Genomic DNA, 16,261 nt, shown 5'->3' with positions numbered 1-16,261 from the left:
CATTGCCAAGCGAACTGCCGCGGCGAATGCGGCAGTCCGTATTGTGCCTTTTAAACGCCGGCGGCGGCGGCGACTTCCGCCGCGAAATCGCTTTCTTCCTTCTCGATGCCTTCGCCGAGCTGGAAGCGGACGAAACCCTTGAGCGTGATCGTCGCGCCGACATCCTTGCCGGCGGCGGCGACGACTTCGGCGACCGGGGTCTTGCCGTCCATCACGAAGAGCTGCGACAGCAGCGCGTTTTCCTTGCGATACTTGGCGATCGCGCCGTCGACCATCTTGCCGACGATTTCGGCGGGCTTGCCCGACTGGGCGGCTTTTTCCTCGGCGATCGCGCGTTCACGCGCGACGAGGTCGGCGTCGAGATCGTCGCCGTTCAGCGCCAGCGGGTTGGCGGCGGCGACGTGCATCGCGAGCTGCTTGCCGAGCGGTTCGAGAACGTCGGCACCGGCGGTCGATTCGAGCGCGACAAGCACGCCGATCTTGCCCATGCCGGGGGCGGCGGCGTTGTGGACATAGCCGGTAACGACGCCCGAATTCACCGAGACGATCGCCGAGCGACGCAGCGACTGGTTCTCACCGATCGTCGCGATATTCTGCGTCAGCTGTTCGGCGACGGTGGCGCCGCCCGGATAGGCTGCGGCGTTCAGCGCGTCGATGTCGGTGATGCTGCCGGCGAGCGCGACCTGCGTCACGTCGCGGACGAAGCCCTGGAACTGTTCGTTCTTGGCGACGAAGTCGGTTTCGCTGTTCACTTCGACCATCGCGCCGCGGTTGCCGTCGGTGGCGACGCCAACGAGGCCCTCGGCGGCGACGCGGCCGGCCTTCTTGGCGGCGGCGGCGAGGCCCTTGGTACGCAGCCAGTCGATCGACGCTTCGATGTCACCATTGTTTTCGGCGAGCGCCTTCTTGCAATCCATCATGCCTGCGCCCGTGCGGTCGCGCAGTTCCTTGACGAGAGCGGCCGTAATTTCAGCCATGGAATATTCCTTTCAAAAGGGGCGAGCCCGTCTGGCCCGCGGGACGCCTCGCGCGCATGGCGGGGCGATAAGTCAAAGGGATGACAGGGACGGCGCGAACCTTTGCCGCGCCGTCCCGTCATGCCCGCAGGCGATCAGGCGTCGCTCTGACGTTCGGTTTCGGCTGCGGCTTCGGCCGGAACCTGTTCGTCCTCGGTCACCGGAGCGGCGGCGTCGGCGGCCGGCGCTTCTTCGGTCAGCGCGGCTTCGGCGGCGGGCTCGACCGCGGCGCCGAGATCTTCGCCGCGGTTCGCGCGGGCCTGCTGGCCACCGCGCGTCGCCGCCTGGGCAACCGCTTCGCAATAGAGGCGGATAGCGCGCGCGGCGTCATCGTTCGCCGGAACCGGGAAAGCGATGCCGTCGGGCGAGACGTTCGAATCGAGGATCGCGACGACGGGGATGCCAAGAACGTTGGCTTCCTTGATCGCCAGCTCTTCCTTGTTCGCGTCGATCACGAACATCACGTCGGGAATGCCGCCCATGTCGCGGATGCCGCCGAGGCTCAATTCGAGCTTGTCGCGTTCGCGGGTCTTGTTGAGCACTTCCTTCTTGGTGAGGCCCGAGGTGTCGCCCGAAAGCTGCTCTTCGAGCGTCTTGAGGCGCTTGATCGAACCCGAGATCGTCTTCCAGTTGGTGAGCATGCCGCCCAGCCAGCGGTGGTTGACGAAATGCTGGCCCGACGCGCGCGCCGCATCGGCGATCGCACCCTGCGCCTGGCGCTTGGTGCCGACGAACAGCACCTTGCCGCCGGCGGCCGAGGTCGAGGCGATGAAGTCGAGCGCGCGCGCGAAGAGCGGCACGGTCTGCGACAGGTCGAGAATGTGGATGCCGTTGCGCGCGCCGAAGATATACGGCTTCATGCGCGGGTTCCAACGGTGGGTCTGGTGGCCGAAGTGGGCGCCAGCTTCGATAAGATTCTGCATCGTGACGACAGGTGCCGCCATAGTCTTTCTCCTTCCGGTTAGTCCTCTGGAAAGCAAGAACCGAGGCATCCGCGAAGGGATGAACCCGGCACCGGTATGTGCGCCTTCCATGTGGAATGGGCGGCCCGTTAGCCGCCTTGGCCGCCAAAAGCAAGGGGTATCGGCGCCTTTTCGCGCTCAACCGGTCGCGCGCGGCGGACTCGGTTCGGCGACAAAGCGACTCCGTTCGTCGCAAATCACTTGAGAACAAAACGGGAACATGGAACGAAAAGACCATGGAACCGTCGCTGGTTAACAAAAGGTTTCGCACAAGAAAGCCGAAAGGACAAGATCATGGTTCAGGTCGCTGCCGCTCTTCTCTTCGCCCTCGCCGCGGGGCTCGGCGTCACGGTGATCCTCGCCATGCTCAAGAATAATGAAGATGCGATTCTGTCGGCGCTGCTCGGCGAAGGCGCCTTCCCGGCCGACGCCGCGCCGCAACCCGGCCCCGCGCCGCAAAAGATGACGCTGCGCCGCTCGCCGGCGCGCCGCGATGCCCCGCGCCCGATCCGCGCCGCGGTGCGGATGCAGCCGGCAATCAGCCGCGCCGCCTGACCTTCGCATAGCTCGCGAGCCCGAAAGGCAGCGTCGCGGCATAGAGCGCAGAGACCGCAAGCAAGGTCAGCCAGGGCGCGGTGACAAGCGCAGCGCCGAGGAGGCCGACTCCCGCCAGCGCGAACAGGCGCCACGACCGGCGCAGCCGGATCGACGACCAGCTATAGGTCGGGATCGCCGAGATCATCAGCATCGCAATGCCGAGCGCCCACGGCATCACGACATACCATTCGCGAAACAGGTCGTTGCCCGTCGTCAGCCACAGATAGATGGGCACGAACGACATGCCTGCCCCCGCGGGTGCGGGAATGCCGGTATTGAAGCCCGCCGACTTGTGCGGCTGAAACTCGGCATCCATGCGCGAATTGAAACGCGCGAGCCGAAGCGCGCAGCAGACCGCGAGCGCAAGCGCGGCAGTCCAGCCGAACTTCGGCGCCGCGTTGAGCGACCAGAAGAACAGGATCATCGCCGGCGCGACGCCAAAGGCGATCACATCGGAGAGCGAATCGAGTTCGGCGCCGAACTTGCTTTGCGCGCGCAGCAGCCGCGCGATCCGCCCGTCCATTCCGTCAAGCACCCCCGCGACGATGATCATCGTTATCGCCGCCGCCCAATCGCCGTCGATGGCAAAGCGGACCCCGGTCAGCCCCGAGCAAAGCGCCAGCAGCGTGATCGCATTGGGCGCAAAGGCGCGCAGCGGAATCCCGCCGATGCGGCGATGCTCGGCATCAAGGGAAACTTGGGCCTCCTCCGCCATCCCTACTGCCCGACGCCTTCAATCGTCTCGGCGGCACCGATCCGCGCGATCACCGTCTCGCCCGCCAGCGTGCGCTGCCCGAGCAGCACCTGCGGCGCGGTGCCCGCGGGCAGATAGACGTCGACGCGGCTGCCGAAACGGATCAGGCCGACGCGCTGGCCGGTGGCGAGTTCATTGCCCATCGACACGAAGGGCATGATGCGCCGCGCGACGAGGCCTGCGATCTGGGTGAAGCCGATGCGCACGCCGTCGCCACGCTCGACGACAAAATGCTGGCGCTCATTCTCCTCGCTCGCCTTGTCGAGGTCGGCGTTCACGAATTTGCCGGGGATATAAACGAGCTTGCGCAGTGTGCCCGCGACGGGCGTGCGGTTGATGTGGACGTCGAAGACGCTCATGAAAATCGAGACGCGCAGCATCGGCGCGGCGCCGAGCCCGTCGGGACCCGCGATTTCGGGCGGCGGCGGCACTTCGGCGATCTGGGTGATCAGCCCGTCGGCGGGCGCGACGACCAGGTCGCTACTCGCCGGCGTGATGCGCACCGGGTCGCGGAAGAAGGCGCCGACCCATATTGTCACGCCGAGCATCAGCCAGCCGAACAGGTTCCAGACGGGAAGCAGCCACAGGCAAAGAGTGATAATGCCCGAGATCAGCAGGAATTTCCGGCCTTCGGGATGAACCGAGGGCCATTGCCATTTGATGCCGCCACCGGGCCGGTTCGATGAGATGATTATGGACATGGTCATTCTTCTAGGGGGCGGCTTCTATACTGACAATGGATAAGGCGGCCCGATCGTTGCCGTCCGGCACCGGGGGGAACGCACGACGGGCGGTTGATCAATCGTCCCGCTTTGCCTAAGGCCCGCTGCAACTCCGACTCCCCTAGGAAAAAGGCAGAAAGCATGGGCAAGATCAAGGTAGCCAATCCGGTCGTCGAACTCGACGGCGACGAAATGACCCGGATCATCTGGCAGTGGATCCGCGAGCGGCTGATCCTCCCCTATCTCGACGTCGATCTCCACTATTACGACCTCGGCATCGAGGAACGCGACCGCACCGACGACAAGATCACCGTCGATGCCGCGAACGCGATCAAGAAATATGGCGTCGGCGTGAAGTGCGCGACGATCACCCCCGACGAAGCGCGCGTCGAGGAATTCGGCCTCAAGAAGATGTGGAAGTCGCCGAACGGCACGATCCGCAACATCCTGGGCGGCGTCGTCTTCCGCGAGCCGATCGTGATGAAGAACGTCCCGCGCCTCGTCCCCGGTTGGACCGACCCGATCGTCGTCGGCCGCCACGCGTTCGGCGACCAGTATAAAGCGACCGACTTCCGCGTCCCCGGCCCCGGCAAGTTGCGCATGGTCTTCGAAGGCGAAGACGGCACGCTGATCGACGAGGAAGTCTTCCAGTTCCCGTCGTCGGGCGTCGCTATGGGCATGTACAACCTCGACGATTCGATCCGCGACTTCGCGCGGGCCAGCCTGAACTATGGCCTCGCCCGCGAATGGCCGGTGTATCTGTCGACCAAGAACACGATCCTGAAGGCGTATGACGGCCGCTTCAAGGATCTGTTCGAAGAAGTGTTCCAGGCTGAATTCAAGGCGCAGTTCGACGCGCTCGGCATCGTCTACGAACACCGCCTGATCGACGACATGGTGGCCTCGGCGCTCAAATGGTCGGGCAAGTTCGTCTGGGCCTGTAAGAATTACGACGGCGACGTCCAGTCGGACACCGTCGCGCAGGGCTTTGGCTCGCTGGGCCTGATGACCAGCGTGCTGATGACCCCCGACGGCAAGACCGTCGAGTCCGAAGCCGCGCACGGCACCGTCACCCGCCACTATCGCATGCACCAGCAGGGCAAGGCGACCTCGACCAACCCGATCGCATCGATTTTCGCCTGGACCGGCGGCCTCAAGCATCGCGGTAAGCTCGACGACAATGCTGCGCTGATCAAGTTCGCCGACGACCTGGAAAAGGTCTGCGTCGCGACGGTCGAAAGCGGCAAGATGACCAAGGATCTCGCGCTGCTGATCGGTCCCGACCAGAACTGGCTGACCACCGAAGGCTTCTTCGAGGCGATCGTCGAAAACCTCGACAAGAAGATGGGCGCATAAACAACCAAAAAGGTTGGGTTAGCTATCTAGCCAATCGGGGCCGGCCTGCATAAGGTCGGCCCTTATGGTATCCGAAACAGAAACCTCCGCCATCGGCAACGCGCTCGTGGTGCTCGGCGCGGCGGGCATCGTCATCCCCGCCTTCGCGCGCTTCAGGATTTCGCCGGTGATCGGCTTCATCCTCGTCGGGCTGCTCGTCGGACCGTCGGGGCTCGGCGCGCTCGCCGCCGATTATCCGTGGCTCAAACATGTCACGATCGCCTCGACCGAGGATATCGCGCTGTTCGGCGAGTTCGGGATCATCCTGCTGCTCTTCTCGATCGGGCTCGAGCTGTCGTTTCGCCGCCTGTGGCAACTCCGAAAGCTCGTGTTCGGGATCGGCGCGGCGGAGCTTTTTATCGCGGGCGCGATCCTCGGTACCGCGCTCTTGTTCCTCGGCAATCTTTCGACCCCCGCCGCCTATGGCCTGGGCATCGCGCTCGCGCTGTCGTCGACGGCACTTGTGCTGCCGATCGCGGGCACCAAATCGGCGGTCGGGCGCGCGTCCTTTTCGATGCTGCTGTTCGAGGATCTGGCGCTCGTCCCGATCATCTTCGTCCTTGCCGCGCTGTCGCCGGCGGCATCGGGTGACAGCACCGAATTGATGCTGACGACGCTGTGGCAGGGCGGGCTCGTCGTCGCGGCGCTCGCGGTCGGCGGCTGGTTCCTGCTGCCAAAGATCTTCGCACAGGCGGCACGGGCGAAGGACCCTGAACTCTTTCTCGCGGCGAGCCTGCTCGTCGTGATCGTCGCCGCGCTGGCGACGGCGGCGGTCGGGCTGTCGCCGATCGTCGGCGCACTGCTCGCCGGGCTGATGATCGCCGAAACCGAATATCATGGCGAGGTCGAGGCGATCACCGCACCGTTCAAGGGGCTCGCGCTCGGGGTGTTCCTGATCAGCGTCGGCATGGGACTCAATCTCAAGACGATCGCCAGCCAGTGGCCAGCGCTCGTGGTGGCCGTCGTCGGCGTCGTGCTGGTCAAAGCCGTCGTCACCGCCGCACTGCTGCGTTTTTCGGGCGCGGCGCGGCGCGGGACGGCAGCCGAGGTCGGGCTGCTCATGGCGAGCCCGTCGGAGACGACGCTGATCGTGCTGACCACCGCACTTCAGGCGCAGCTGATCAGCCGCGCGACCGCCGAATTCTGGCAGCTCGTCACCGCGATCGGGTTGACGATCACGCCCTTGCTCGCGCGGGTCGGCCACGACATCGCGCGGCGGATCGAGATGCGCAGCGGCGATACGCAGACCGACGAGACACCCGAGGGGCGCACCGTCATCGTCGGCTTTGGCCGCGTCGGCCACACCGTCGCCGAGCTGCTGCGCGAGCATGACCGGCCTTATATCGCGGTCGACGCCGATATCGACACGGTCGCGGCGGCGCGGCGCGACGGCTTTTCGGTGCGTTTTGCCGACGTCGCGCGCGCCGGAAGCCTCGACCGGCTGGGCATCGAAAACGCCAATGCGATCGTGCTGACGATGGACGACCCGGTGCAGCAACTGCGCATGACGCGCCAGCTGAAGCAGAAATATCCCGACCTGCCGGTGATCAGCCGGGCGCGCGATTCCGACCATGCCGCAGCCCTTTATCAGGCTGGGGCGAACGATGCGGTGCCCGAGACGCTCGAAAGCTCGCTGCAACTCGCCGAAGCGGTGCTGATCGACCTCGGCGTCGCGATGGGGCCGGTGATCGCGTCGATCCACGACGTCCGCGCCAAGATGCGCCACGACATCATGGCCAAGGGCAAGCTCGACCACGAACCGCGGATCAGGCGGACGCGCCGTCACACCGCCGGCGGCGAAACCGCCTAGGGACAGTACTCGATCAGCGTCCTCCGGCTGCCGGCGCGGGCGAAGCATCCAGCGCCGACGCGTCGGCGAGCGTCATCCCCTTGGGCAGGATCGCCAGCGACCATTGCCGTTCGGGCGCCAGATATTGGCGTGCGAGCCGCTGGAGGTCGGCGGCGGTCACCGCCGCGATGTCGTCCTGGATCGACAGCGCCGCCGCGGCGACGCGCGGATCGCGCGTCGCGCCTTCGAGCAGGAACATCCAATAGACATTGCCCGTCGAGGCCCGTGCGACCTGTTCGCGGATCGGCCCGGCGTTGCGCGCCAGTTCGTCGGCGCCGACCGGTTTCGTCACCAGGTCGGCGGCGATCTCCTTCGCAATGGCATAAAAGCGGTCGAGATCCTTTGGCGCCAGCAGGCTGCCGACGAGCAGATAGCCGCCGCTGTCGAAGCCGGTCGGCCAGTGGCTATCGACGACGGGGCCATAGCTTGCGCCCTGTTCGGCGCGCAGGCGGTCGAACAGGCGGTCGTTGAAGATCGCCGCGAGAATCTCGAGCCCGCGCGCATCACGCGGACTGGCAAGGCCGCCGCCGGTGGGCCATGCCGTCATCGCTGCGGCCTGCCCCTGCTCGCCGCGGTGATAGGCGATGTCGGGCTCGGTCACATGCTTGGCGAAGGCGACCTTTTGGCCGCTCGGCGGCGCGAGGACCTTGCGCGGCGGCAGCGCGCCGAGCGTTTCGGCTAGGATCTTCTTATAGTCGACCGTTTCGAGGTCGCCGAAAATCTGCACTTCGATCGGCCCGCTTGCGAGACGCGGTTCCCAAAAGGCGCGGAAGGCAGCGGGCGTCAGCGCCTCGATCTGCGCCTTGTCGGGCGCGGCCCAGCGCGCGTCATTGTCGGTCAGCCAGCCGCGCAAATTGCGGTCGAGCACCGCGTTCGGCGTCGCGTCGTTGAGGTCGTAGCCGGTAAGATAGCCGATGCGCAGCCGCTCGACCGGCGCCGGATCCCAGCGGGGAACGGCCAGCTTGCCTGCGATGAGCCGCATCTGGTCGGCAAGGTCGGCGGGCCGGCTTTCGGCCGACAGCTCGAACGCGTCGTCGTCGATCGCGAAATTCATCTGAATCTGGCGGCCGTTGGTCAGCTTGTCGATCTCGTTCTGGCCCCATGGGCCGATTCCGCTCGCGACCAGCGCATAATCGCCGGTCCACAAGAGATTCGGCGCATCGGCGGAAACGCTGCGGTTGCCGGTGCCGAAACGCACATTGACGCGAACCTTGCCCGGTTCGACCTTGTTGTTCGAAACCAGCGCGGTCACGCCGTTGGCGAATTCGATCCGTTCGGCGCGCAGCCCGAGGATGGGGCTGGTCGACGTGATCGTCCCCGCTGGACCGAGCGCGGGCAGCTGCTTGAAATCGGCGTCGACCGCCGCCAGCCGGTCGTCGCGCGCGGTCACCGGCGCCTTCAGTGCGGCGAGCACCGCGGCGTTGCCGCCCGCCGACGTCGGCGTCGTCAGCACGACGCGCGTGACCGGCGCGGCGAAGATCGCCTTGCTGATGTCGAGCATCACCTGCGGCGTCGCCGAGGCGCGGATCGCCTTGAACATATCGACCTGCCCCTGCGGGCTCGTCACCGTTTCGCCGATATCGACCGCGCGCACCATGTCGTCGGCGAGCCGCGCACCGGGTTCGTTGCGGGCGTTCTCCAGCTCCTTCAGCAAAAACGCCTCGATCTCGTTCATCTCGCGGTCGATGTCTGCCTGCGACGGCGGCGTTTTCACGGCGTCGGCGATCACCCCGCGGACATCGGCGAGGGCGGCCTTCCAGTCGCTCAAGGGAACGATCGATGCCATCGTCACGTCGACGCTGCGGCTGACATATTGCTGCTCGACCGTCGCGACGAGATAGCTGCCCCCGGCGCGCGCTGTGTTTTCGAGACGGCGATTGACGAGTGCCTGGGCAAGATATTCGAGGTAGAGCCGACGCGTATTTGCGACGGTGTCGATGCGCTTCTTCCACGGCCGCACCATCGCGAGGGTGAGTGCGAGCGGCTGGCTGGCCTCGACGATCTCGAGCGCGGCGGGCTGGTTCGGATCGGGCTTGCCGAAATCGGGCGTCGCGGGATTCGGGCCGTCCACCTGCCAGTCGCCGTAATATTTGGCGATCAGCCGTGCGAATTCGGCCGGGTCGCCGTCGCCCGATATGACGACCACCGCCCGGTCGGGGCGATACCAGCGATCGTGAAAGGCGCCGACCGCGGTTGCGTTCGCCTTGCCAAGCGACTCCGTGGTACCGATCGGCGAGCGGTCGCCGAGCAGTTGGCCGGCGAAAAGATGCGCGTTGGTCGCGTCGGCGATCCGCTTTTGCGGACCGTTGGCTTCGCGCAGTTCGGCCATCACCACGCCGCGTTCGGCGGCGACCGCAAGTTCGGAGATGCGCGGGGCGCGGATCATGCCCGACAGCAATTTCATGCCTTCGTCGAGATTGGCCGGCGTCACGCTGGGCAGGTCGAGCTGGTAGACCGTCTGCGTCGGGGTCGTTTGCGCGTTCGAATCGCTGCCGAAGGTCACGCCGAAGCGCTGCCAGATGCGTTTTGCTTCGCCGTCGGGGATATGTTCCGACCCGCGGAAGGTCAGATGTTCGAGCAAATGCGCATAGCCACGCTCTTCCTCGGTTTCGAACATCGAGCCGACGTCCATGCGCACGCGGATCGACACCTGCCCCGGCGGCACGCCATTGTTGCGCACGGCATAGCGCAGGCCGTTGGGGAGCACGCCGAACTGCCACGCGGTATCGCGCGGAATGTCGCTGCCGGCATAGAGCCAGTCGGCGTTCTTCGCCTGACTCCTCACCGTCGTCGCCTGATCACCGTCCTGCGCGCTTGCGGTTAGCGGCGCCAAGAGCAGTGCGGCGGCACCGGACAGGAAAAGTGAACGGGCGAAACGAAGCGAGCGGCGCGGGGGAGAATAGGACATTGCCCCGTCTTATCGCTTCCGAACCTTGCTGGCCACTGAACTGTCATGCTTGCCCGGGGCGCAGCTCGGGCTTAGCCAGCTAGAATGAACGCTTCATCTCCCGCCCCGCTCGCCGCGCTGATCCAGATGACGAGCGGCATCGACCCCGATGCGAATCTGGCGACGATTGATCGCGCGCTGGCCGCGGCCGCTGAGCAGGGCGCGGCGATGGCCTTCCTTCCCGAAATGTCGCTGCTGCTCGACCGCGACCGCGCGCGATCGGGCGGGCATATTGCCCGCGAAGCCGACAGCCCTTGGCCTTCGGCGCTACAGGCGATGGCGCAAAAGCACGGGATCTGGCTGCATTCTGGGTCGATGCCCTTACTCGCCGACGACGGCGAGCGGCGCGTCAACCGCAGCCATGTCATCGCCGCCGACGGCAGTATCCGGGCGCGCTATGACAAGATCCATATGTTCGACGTCGCGCTGCCCTCGGGCGAAAACTGGCGGGAATCGGCGAGCTATGAAGGTGGAGACGCGTTGGTGGTCGTCGACACACCGCTCGGACGGATGGGTCTCAGCATCTGCTACGATCTCAGATTTCCCGAACTATATCGGGCGCTGGCCGACCGCGGCGCGACGATCATCGCGATTCCCGCCGCCTTCACCGTATCGACCGGCGAGGCGCACTGGCATGTGCTGATGCGCGCGCGGGCAATCGAGACGCAATGCCATGTCGTGGCGGCGGCGCAGTGCGGCACGCATGCCGACGGCCGAGAGACCTATGGCCATAGCGTCGCGATCGATCCCTGGGGCACGGTCGTTGCCGATGCGGGGGGAACGGAAGCGATGGCCGCGAAGGATTATGCGTTGGCGCTGGCGCCGATCGACGCGGCGGGGGGCGAACTCGCCCGGCAGGCGATCCCGTTGGAACGATCCCGCGCCGCGCGGAATATCATGCTCTGACCGAGCGGCGCCGCGGCTTCGCGCGGTGGCCAGCGATATCCGAAATCCCAAATGCACAAAAGGCCCCGAGCGAAGCTCGGAGCCTTTTGGTATCGGTATCGATCAGCCGATATTACGGGCTGGTCGGTTCGTCGTCGTCGTTGTCCGACGCGATGATGATGCCGCCAACGACGGCAACGAGAGCGAGGACAGCGATGATCCAGCTCGTGCTGCCTTCGAGTTCGCTCTGGCCGTCAACGGCCGAAGCTGCGCGAGCCGCGGGGGCTGCCGATGCGGCGACCGGAGCCGCGATCATCGAGGTCGCTGCGAGAGAGATCGCAGCCTTCTTAAGCAGGTTCATCTTATTCTCCGTCCACTGGATTACTCTTGTCGAATCACACCGGAGGGAACCTCCCCGGTCTGCTTCTGCAGCGCCTTCTTAGGCACGGCCTTCAGCAATTGCAACGACGTTTTGCCCTAGCCCGCCAAATGTTAGTAAATAATAAATAGAGAAAAACTTGTCGCAGAGAATAGCGTTTATCCGCGCCGCACACGGTCGAAGGCTTCGCTTGTCACCGGATAGCCGAGGTGGGTCGGAATGCACAGATAGCTGTGCCCGTCGCGGTCCTCGACCCACGGCGTGACAAGCTCGACCGGAAATTGCCGGCTATGGGCGGAGAAGCCCGAAAAGTCAGACGCTTGCGCGATGCGTTCGAGATTGCGCCGGGTCGGGAAGATCACCGACAGTTCGCCGCGATCGGCCATCGCCAGCGTCGCCTCGGCGCTCGCCCAGAAGATATGGCTGTGCTCGGCCTCTTCGACCGTCAGTTCATGGCTGTGCGGCGGGGCGGCGACGGCATAAAATCGCGTGTCGAACGTCCGGGCTTCCTTGAAGTTCGGACACCAGCGCGCAAAGGGAACGAAGGATTCCAGAGCGATTCGGTCGCCGCGCGCGGCCAATATGTCGGAAAGCAGCGTGCCGTCGAGCAGCGCCCGACGCACCTCCGCCACCTCTTTTTCCGCCAACCCCGGCCAGCCGACCGCCAGCCCGGTTTCCTCCAGCGTCTCGCGCAGCGCGGCGACACGCGCCGCGCCGTCGGCCTCGTCGACCCCGAAGCCATGGAGGCGCGCGACGCGATAATCGTCGGGATCGACCCGCCCTCCCGGAAAGACGACGGCGCCCGCGGCGAACGCCATGGTCGCCGACCGCTTGACCATCAATATCTCGTCGGGGCCGCCGCTGTCCGCCGGCCGCATGATGACCAGCGTCGCGGCGGGAATGGCGCCGTCGGGCAAGACTTCGGGCGGTGCGGTCGGCGAAGTTTCGTCGGTCATGACCCAAGCGATAACCGGGCCGCGCCACGCTGTCATCTCGGCATTTCATCGCGGCATTGCGGGCACGCGCGGACGGGTGCAAGAACACGGGTGCAAGCAGATGTGCGATGACGCGATCCGGGACGGGGAGCAGAAGATGGGAATCGTCGAGATTTTGGGCGTCGCCGGCAGCCTCAGCCTCCTCGCCGGCTGGCGGCTCTATCTCACCATATTGGCGACCGGCGTGGCGATGCGGTTCGGCTGGCTGCCGCTCCCCGAACATCTCGCGGCGCTGCAGATACTCGCCAATCCCTGGGTGCTTGGCGTGGCGTTGGTGGGTACGCTCGCCGAATTCCTCGCCGACAAGATCGCGTGGGTGGATTCGGCCTGGGATACGGTTCACAGCATCGTGCGGCCCCTGGGCGGGGCGCTCCTCGCGCTGGCCCTCGTCGATTCCTCCGATCCGGCGTGGCAGGTCATCGCCTTCCTGCTCGGCGGCGGCGGCGCGCTGCTCAGCCACGGGGCAAAGGCGACGACACGCGCGGTCGTCAACGTCAGCCCCGAACCATTCAGCAACGCCGCGGTCTCGACCGGCGAAGATGTCGCGACCGGCGGACTGTTGGCGCTCGCCATCGCCTATCCGCCGCTGGCGATCGTCATCGCGGTCCTGCTCGCGGTCGCCGCGGTCGTCGTGATCATCGCGCTGCGCCGTCTGCTCCGCAATATCAAGGCGACGCTGAAGCGCGCGCTGGGCGACGAGCCGGCGCCGTCGATCGATGCTTAACAGTTTGGCAATATTCGGTTAATAAGCCTCGACGAACAGGGGGGCACACCGACCCGATAAGGGAGCGATGTCCTATGTCCGCGAAATATTCCCTCAGGCCGATACTCCTGTCTTCCGTCGCCGTCCTCGCGCTGGGACAGGCTTCTCCCGCCCTTGCGCAATGCGTCTTCACGCCCACCGCAGGTGACGATGTCCATATCTGCGAAAGTGGCACGTCTGTAGGCGGGCTCGACGATCCGGGCGGAAACAATCAACTCACCCTCCCCGCCGGCGGCACCGGCACCATCGCGGGCGACGTCAGCTTCGGCGGCGGCGCCGACATAATCGTCATCGATTCCGGCCGGATCGAGGGCGCTGTCGACCAGGGCAATGGCAACGACAGCTTCTCGATCAGCGCCGGAACCGTCACCGGCCAGGTGCAGCAAGGCGAAGGCATCGACGACTTCGTCATGACCGGGGGCGAGGTGGGCACGCTCAATCAGGGCGGTTCGATGGATACGTTCCTGATGACCGGCGGGCGCATCGTCGATGCCTTCGACGACGGCGACACCGCGCGGATGACCGGCGGGCGGATCGGCCGCGTCAATATGAAGCTCGCCGACAATCTCTTCGACATGTCGGGCGGCGTCATCGACCGCAACCTCGTCGCCGGGTTCGGCAACGACACGATCATCCTGTCGGGCGGGACGATCGGCGGCAATATCAGCGTGTCGGGCGGCACCGACAGCGTGACGATCACCGGCGGATCGGTCGGCGGCGACGTGCTGCTGAGCGCCGGCACCGACAGCTTCGTCTGGGACGGCGGCGGCGTCGTGCATGGCATGGTCGACCTGGGCGGCGACGACGACAGCGCGCGGCTTGCCAATCTGACCAATGCGAACCTCGGCGGGTCGCCGCGGATCACCGGCGGGGTGGGTAGCGATGCGCTGGTTTTCGACAATGTCACGACGGACGGGATCGCGCGCTTCGACGGCTGGGAAAATATCCAGGCGACGAACGACAGCGAACTGACGTTCGACGGTTTTCTGACGCTCGGCGACGCCGGCACGGGCACCGGGCGCTTCGAACTCGACGCGTCGAGCACGATTTTCGGCGGCGGCCAGCAGAGCGGGATCGCCGCGTTCGCCGCAGACCAGCGCGCGACCCTGGTGAACGCCGGACGCATCGACCTGACCAACGGCGGCAATACGCCGGGCGACAGCTTCACGGTACGCGGCGATTATGTCGGCAACGACGGGCTGCTGCTGCTCGACACCGTCCTCGGCGACGACGCATCGCTTTCCGACAAGCTGGTGATCGACGGCGGCAGCGCCTCGGGCACGACCGGAATCACCGTGCTCAACGCGGGCGGAACCGGCGCCCTTACCCGGCAGAACGGCATCCTCGTCGTCGAGGCGGTGGGTGGCGCGACGACCGCGAGCGGTGCCTTCGCGCTCAACAACCGCCTCGCCGTCGGCGCCTATGAATATTTTCTGTTCCGCGGCGGCACTACGGCAGGCAGCGGCGAGAATTGGTATCTCCGATCGACCTTGCCGCCGCCGCCCGAACCGACGCCCGAGCCCGAAACCCCGCCGCCGCCCGAGCCCGCCCCCGCGCCGCCGGTGCTGACGCCGCCGCCGCCCGAGCCTGCGCCCGCGCCGCTGCCCCCCGAACCTTCGGCACCGCCCCCGCCGCCGGCCCCCGAGCCGCCCCCGCCGCCGCCCGAACCGACGCCGGACAATCCCGATCCGGTCGACCCCGCGCCGCCGGTGACCGAGACCGATCCGCCGCCCACGCCGACGCCGGAGCCACCGCCCGCGCCCGAACCCGAAGCGCCGCCGCCGCCGCCCGAACCGCCGGCGGAGCCCGCGCCGCTCCCCTCACCCGACCCCGAGGTCGCGCCCGAGCCGCCGACCCCCGGCGCCACACCCGTGGTCGCAGCAGTCGGCGAAGTCGTGCCGCTCTATCGCCCCGAGGTCGCCGCCTTCGTCGCAACCGTGCCGGTCGCGCATCATCTCGCCAGTGCGACGCTCGGAACCTTCCACGAACGGCGCGGCGAACAGGCGCTGCTGCGCGGCGGCGGCGCACTGCCCGCGACCTGGGGCCGCGTCTTCGCCGAGAATAGCGAGATCAAATGGGACGGCGACGTCGCCCCGTCGCTCGACGGCGATCTTTCGGGCTTCCAGATCGGCCAGGATTTTGCCGGTTTCGGCGACGAGGGCGGCACGAATATCCGCCTCGGCGCCTTTGTCGGACGCTCGTCGACCGACGGGACCGTGCGCGGACAGGCGATCGGCTGGAACGACCTGGCGGTCGGCCGGATCGACGTCAAGGCGACGAGCCTTGCCGGTTATGCCACGCTCGTCGGCGAAAACGGTTGGTATGTCGATGCCGTCGTCATGCACAGCTGGTTCGACGGCGAAACCGCGGCCAGTTCCGGCGAGGCGATCGACGTCGACGGCAAGGGGTGGACCGCTTCGCTCGAAGCGGGCTATCCGCTCGCCCTCTCGGACAATTGGACGCTCGAGCCGCAAGCGCAGATCTTGTGGCAGCAGGTGAAGCTCGACGACCGCGCCGACAGCTTTTCGACGATCGACTTCGCGACGGGCGATTCGCTCACCGGCCGCGCCGGGCTTCGGCTGCAGGGCGAATATGGCGGGTTCCAGCCCTATCTCCACGCGAGCCTGTGGCACGGCTTTTCCGGCGATCAGACGACGCGTTTCGGCAGCGATCCGATCCGCACCGATCTCGGCCGCACCGAGGCCGAGGTCGGCGCCGGGCTGATCGCGCGCCTGGGAACAAGCGTCGCGGTGCATGTGAAGGGCGACTACGGCTTCGACGCCGACGGGCCGCGCAGCCGGCGCTACGGCGGCACGGTCGGCGTGACGATCAGCTGGTAGTCGTCAGGCGGGCAGGAGCGTCTTGAGCGGGGTTTCGGCGTCGGCGAGCTGTTCGGCGGTCGCGCGAAGCCCCGCGGTGACGATCATGCGACCCTGGACATAGTCCTTGGTCGCGTTGACGCAGTCGATCGCGATGACCTTGCCCGCCTTGAGGTAG

At 66.4% G+C, this 16,261-nt stretch carries 14 protein-coding genes; 6 read left to right on the top strand and 8 right to left on the bottom strand.

Annotated features, from left to right (window positions below):
- Window positions 1-50: 50 nt before the first annotated feature.
- On the bottom strand, window positions 51-977 hold the full coding sequence (tsf, locus tag VFG17_RS18005) for a translation elongation factor Ts (protein WP_325030760.1): 927 nt from the start codon (window positions 975-977) through the stop codon (window positions 51-53).
- Between the two features lie 134 nt (window positions 978-1,111).
- Window positions 1,112-1,960, bottom strand: coding sequence for a 30S ribosomal protein S2 (gene rpsB, locus VFG17_RS18000; RefSeq protein ID WP_325030759.1), 849 nt, complete (start codon window positions 1,958-1,960; stop codon window positions 1,112-1,114).
- A gap of 312 nt (window positions 1,961-2,272) precedes the next feature.
- Here rpsB and VFG17_RS17995 point away from each other — a divergent pair, with 312 nt between their 5' ends.
- A complete protein-coding gene (locus VFG17_RS17995; RefSeq protein ID WP_325030758.1) occupies window positions 2,273-2,533 on the top strand; it encodes a hypothetical protein in 261 nt (86 codons plus the stop codon).
- Here VFG17_RS17995 and VFG17_RS17990 read toward each other — a convergent pair.
- Window positions 2,517-3,290, bottom strand: a complete 774-nt coding sequence (locus VFG17_RS17990) for a phosphatidylcholine/phosphatidylserine synthase (RefSeq protein ID WP_325030757.1) — start codon at window positions 3,288-3,290, stop codon at window positions 2,517-2,519. The two genes, VFG17_RS17995 and VFG17_RS17990, sit on opposite strands and share 17 nt — an antisense overlap.
- 2 nt (window positions 3,291-3,292) lie before the next feature.
- On the bottom strand, window positions 3,293-4,030 hold the full coding sequence (locus VFG17_RS17985) for a phosphatidylserine decarboxylase (protein WP_325030756.1): 738 nt from the start codon (window positions 4,028-4,030) through the stop codon (window positions 3,293-3,295).
- Window positions 4,031-4,192: 162 nt separating this feature from the next.
- Here VFG17_RS17985 and VFG17_RS17980 point away from each other — a divergent pair, with 162 nt between their 5' ends.
- Together VFG17_RS17980 and VFG17_RS17975 are read left to right on the top strand one after the other, a co-directional pair.
- Entirely contained in the window at window positions 4,193-5,407 is a 1,215-nt protein-coding gene (locus tag VFG17_RS17980) for an NADP-dependent isocitrate dehydrogenase (protein WP_325030755.1), read from the top strand.
- A 64-nt stretch (window positions 5,408-5,471) separates the two neighbouring features.
- Window positions 5,472-7,256 carry a cation:proton antiporter gene (locus VFG17_RS17975; RefSeq protein ID WP_325030754.1) on the top strand — a complete coding sequence of 595 codons (1,785 nt, stop codon included), beginning with the start codon at window positions 5,472-5,474 and terminating at the stop codon, window positions 7,254-7,256.
- A 13-nt stretch (window positions 7,257-7,269) separates the two neighbouring features.
- Here the strand turns inward: VFG17_RS17975 and VFG17_RS17970 are convergent, their stop codons facing one another.
- Window positions 7,270-10,203, bottom strand: a complete 2,934-nt coding sequence (locus tag VFG17_RS17970) for a M16 family metallopeptidase (RefSeq protein ID WP_325030753.1) — start codon at window positions 10,201-10,203, stop codon at window positions 7,270-7,272.
- An 84-nt stretch (window positions 10,204-10,287) separates the two neighbouring features.
- On the opposite strand from VFG17_RS17970, the gene VFG17_RS17965 reads away from it, so the two are divergent.
- Window positions 10,288-11,148 (top strand): carbon-nitrogen hydrolase family protein, encoded by an 861-nt coding sequence (locus VFG17_RS17965; RefSeq protein ID WP_325030752.1) that lies wholly within the window; start codon window positions 10,288-10,290, stop codon window positions 11,146-11,148.
- A gap of 112 nt (window positions 11,149-11,260) precedes the next feature.
- Here VFG17_RS17965 and VFG17_RS17960 read toward each other — a convergent pair whose 3' ends face one another.
- Window positions 11,261-11,488: a hypothetical protein gene (locus VFG17_RS17960; protein ID WP_179499452.1), complete on the bottom strand. Its 228-nt coding sequence runs from the start codon at window positions 11,486-11,488 to the stop codon at window positions 11,261-11,263.
- Window positions 11,489-11,664: 176 nt separating this feature from the next.
- The gene (locus VFG17_RS17955) at window positions 11,665-12,462 is read right to left on the bottom strand and encodes an NUDIX hydrolase (RefSeq protein WP_325030751.1); all 798 of its coding nucleotides are present in this window, start codon (window positions 12,460-12,462) and stop codon (window positions 11,665-11,667) included.
- Window positions 12,463-12,598: 136 nt separating this feature from the next.
- Between VFG17_RS17955 and VFG17_RS17950 the strand changes: the two genes are divergently transcribed.
- On the top strand, window positions 12,599-13,225 hold the full coding sequence (locus tag VFG17_RS17950; protein WP_325030750.1) for a DUF4126 domain-containing protein: 627 nt from the start codon (window positions 12,599-12,601) through the stop codon (window positions 13,223-13,225).
- A 74-nt stretch (window positions 13,226-13,299) separates the two neighbouring features.
- Window positions 13,300-16,104 carry an autotransporter outer membrane beta-barrel domain-containing protein gene (locus VFG17_RS17945; protein WP_325030749.1) on the top strand — a complete coding sequence of 935 codons (2,805 nt, stop codon included), beginning with the start codon at window positions 13,300-13,302 and terminating at the stop codon, window positions 16,102-16,104.
- A gap of 3 nt (window positions 16,105-16,107) precedes the next feature.
- Here the strand turns inward: VFG17_RS17945 and VFG17_RS17940 are convergent.
- Window positions 16,108-16,261 (bottom strand): oxidoreductase C-terminal domain-containing protein (locus VFG17_RS17940; RefSeq protein ID WP_325031418.1); only part of this gene is annotated, 154 nt, incomplete at its 5' end.

Origin of the sequence: Sphingopyxis sp. (assembly GCF_035686825.1) — a bacterium.
In the GTDB taxonomy this organism is placed as follows: Bacteria; Pseudomonadota; Alphaproteobacteria; order Sphingomonadales; family Sphingomonadaceae; genus Sphingopyxis.
This window is presented reverse-complemented; position numbering and strand designations above follow the sequence as displayed.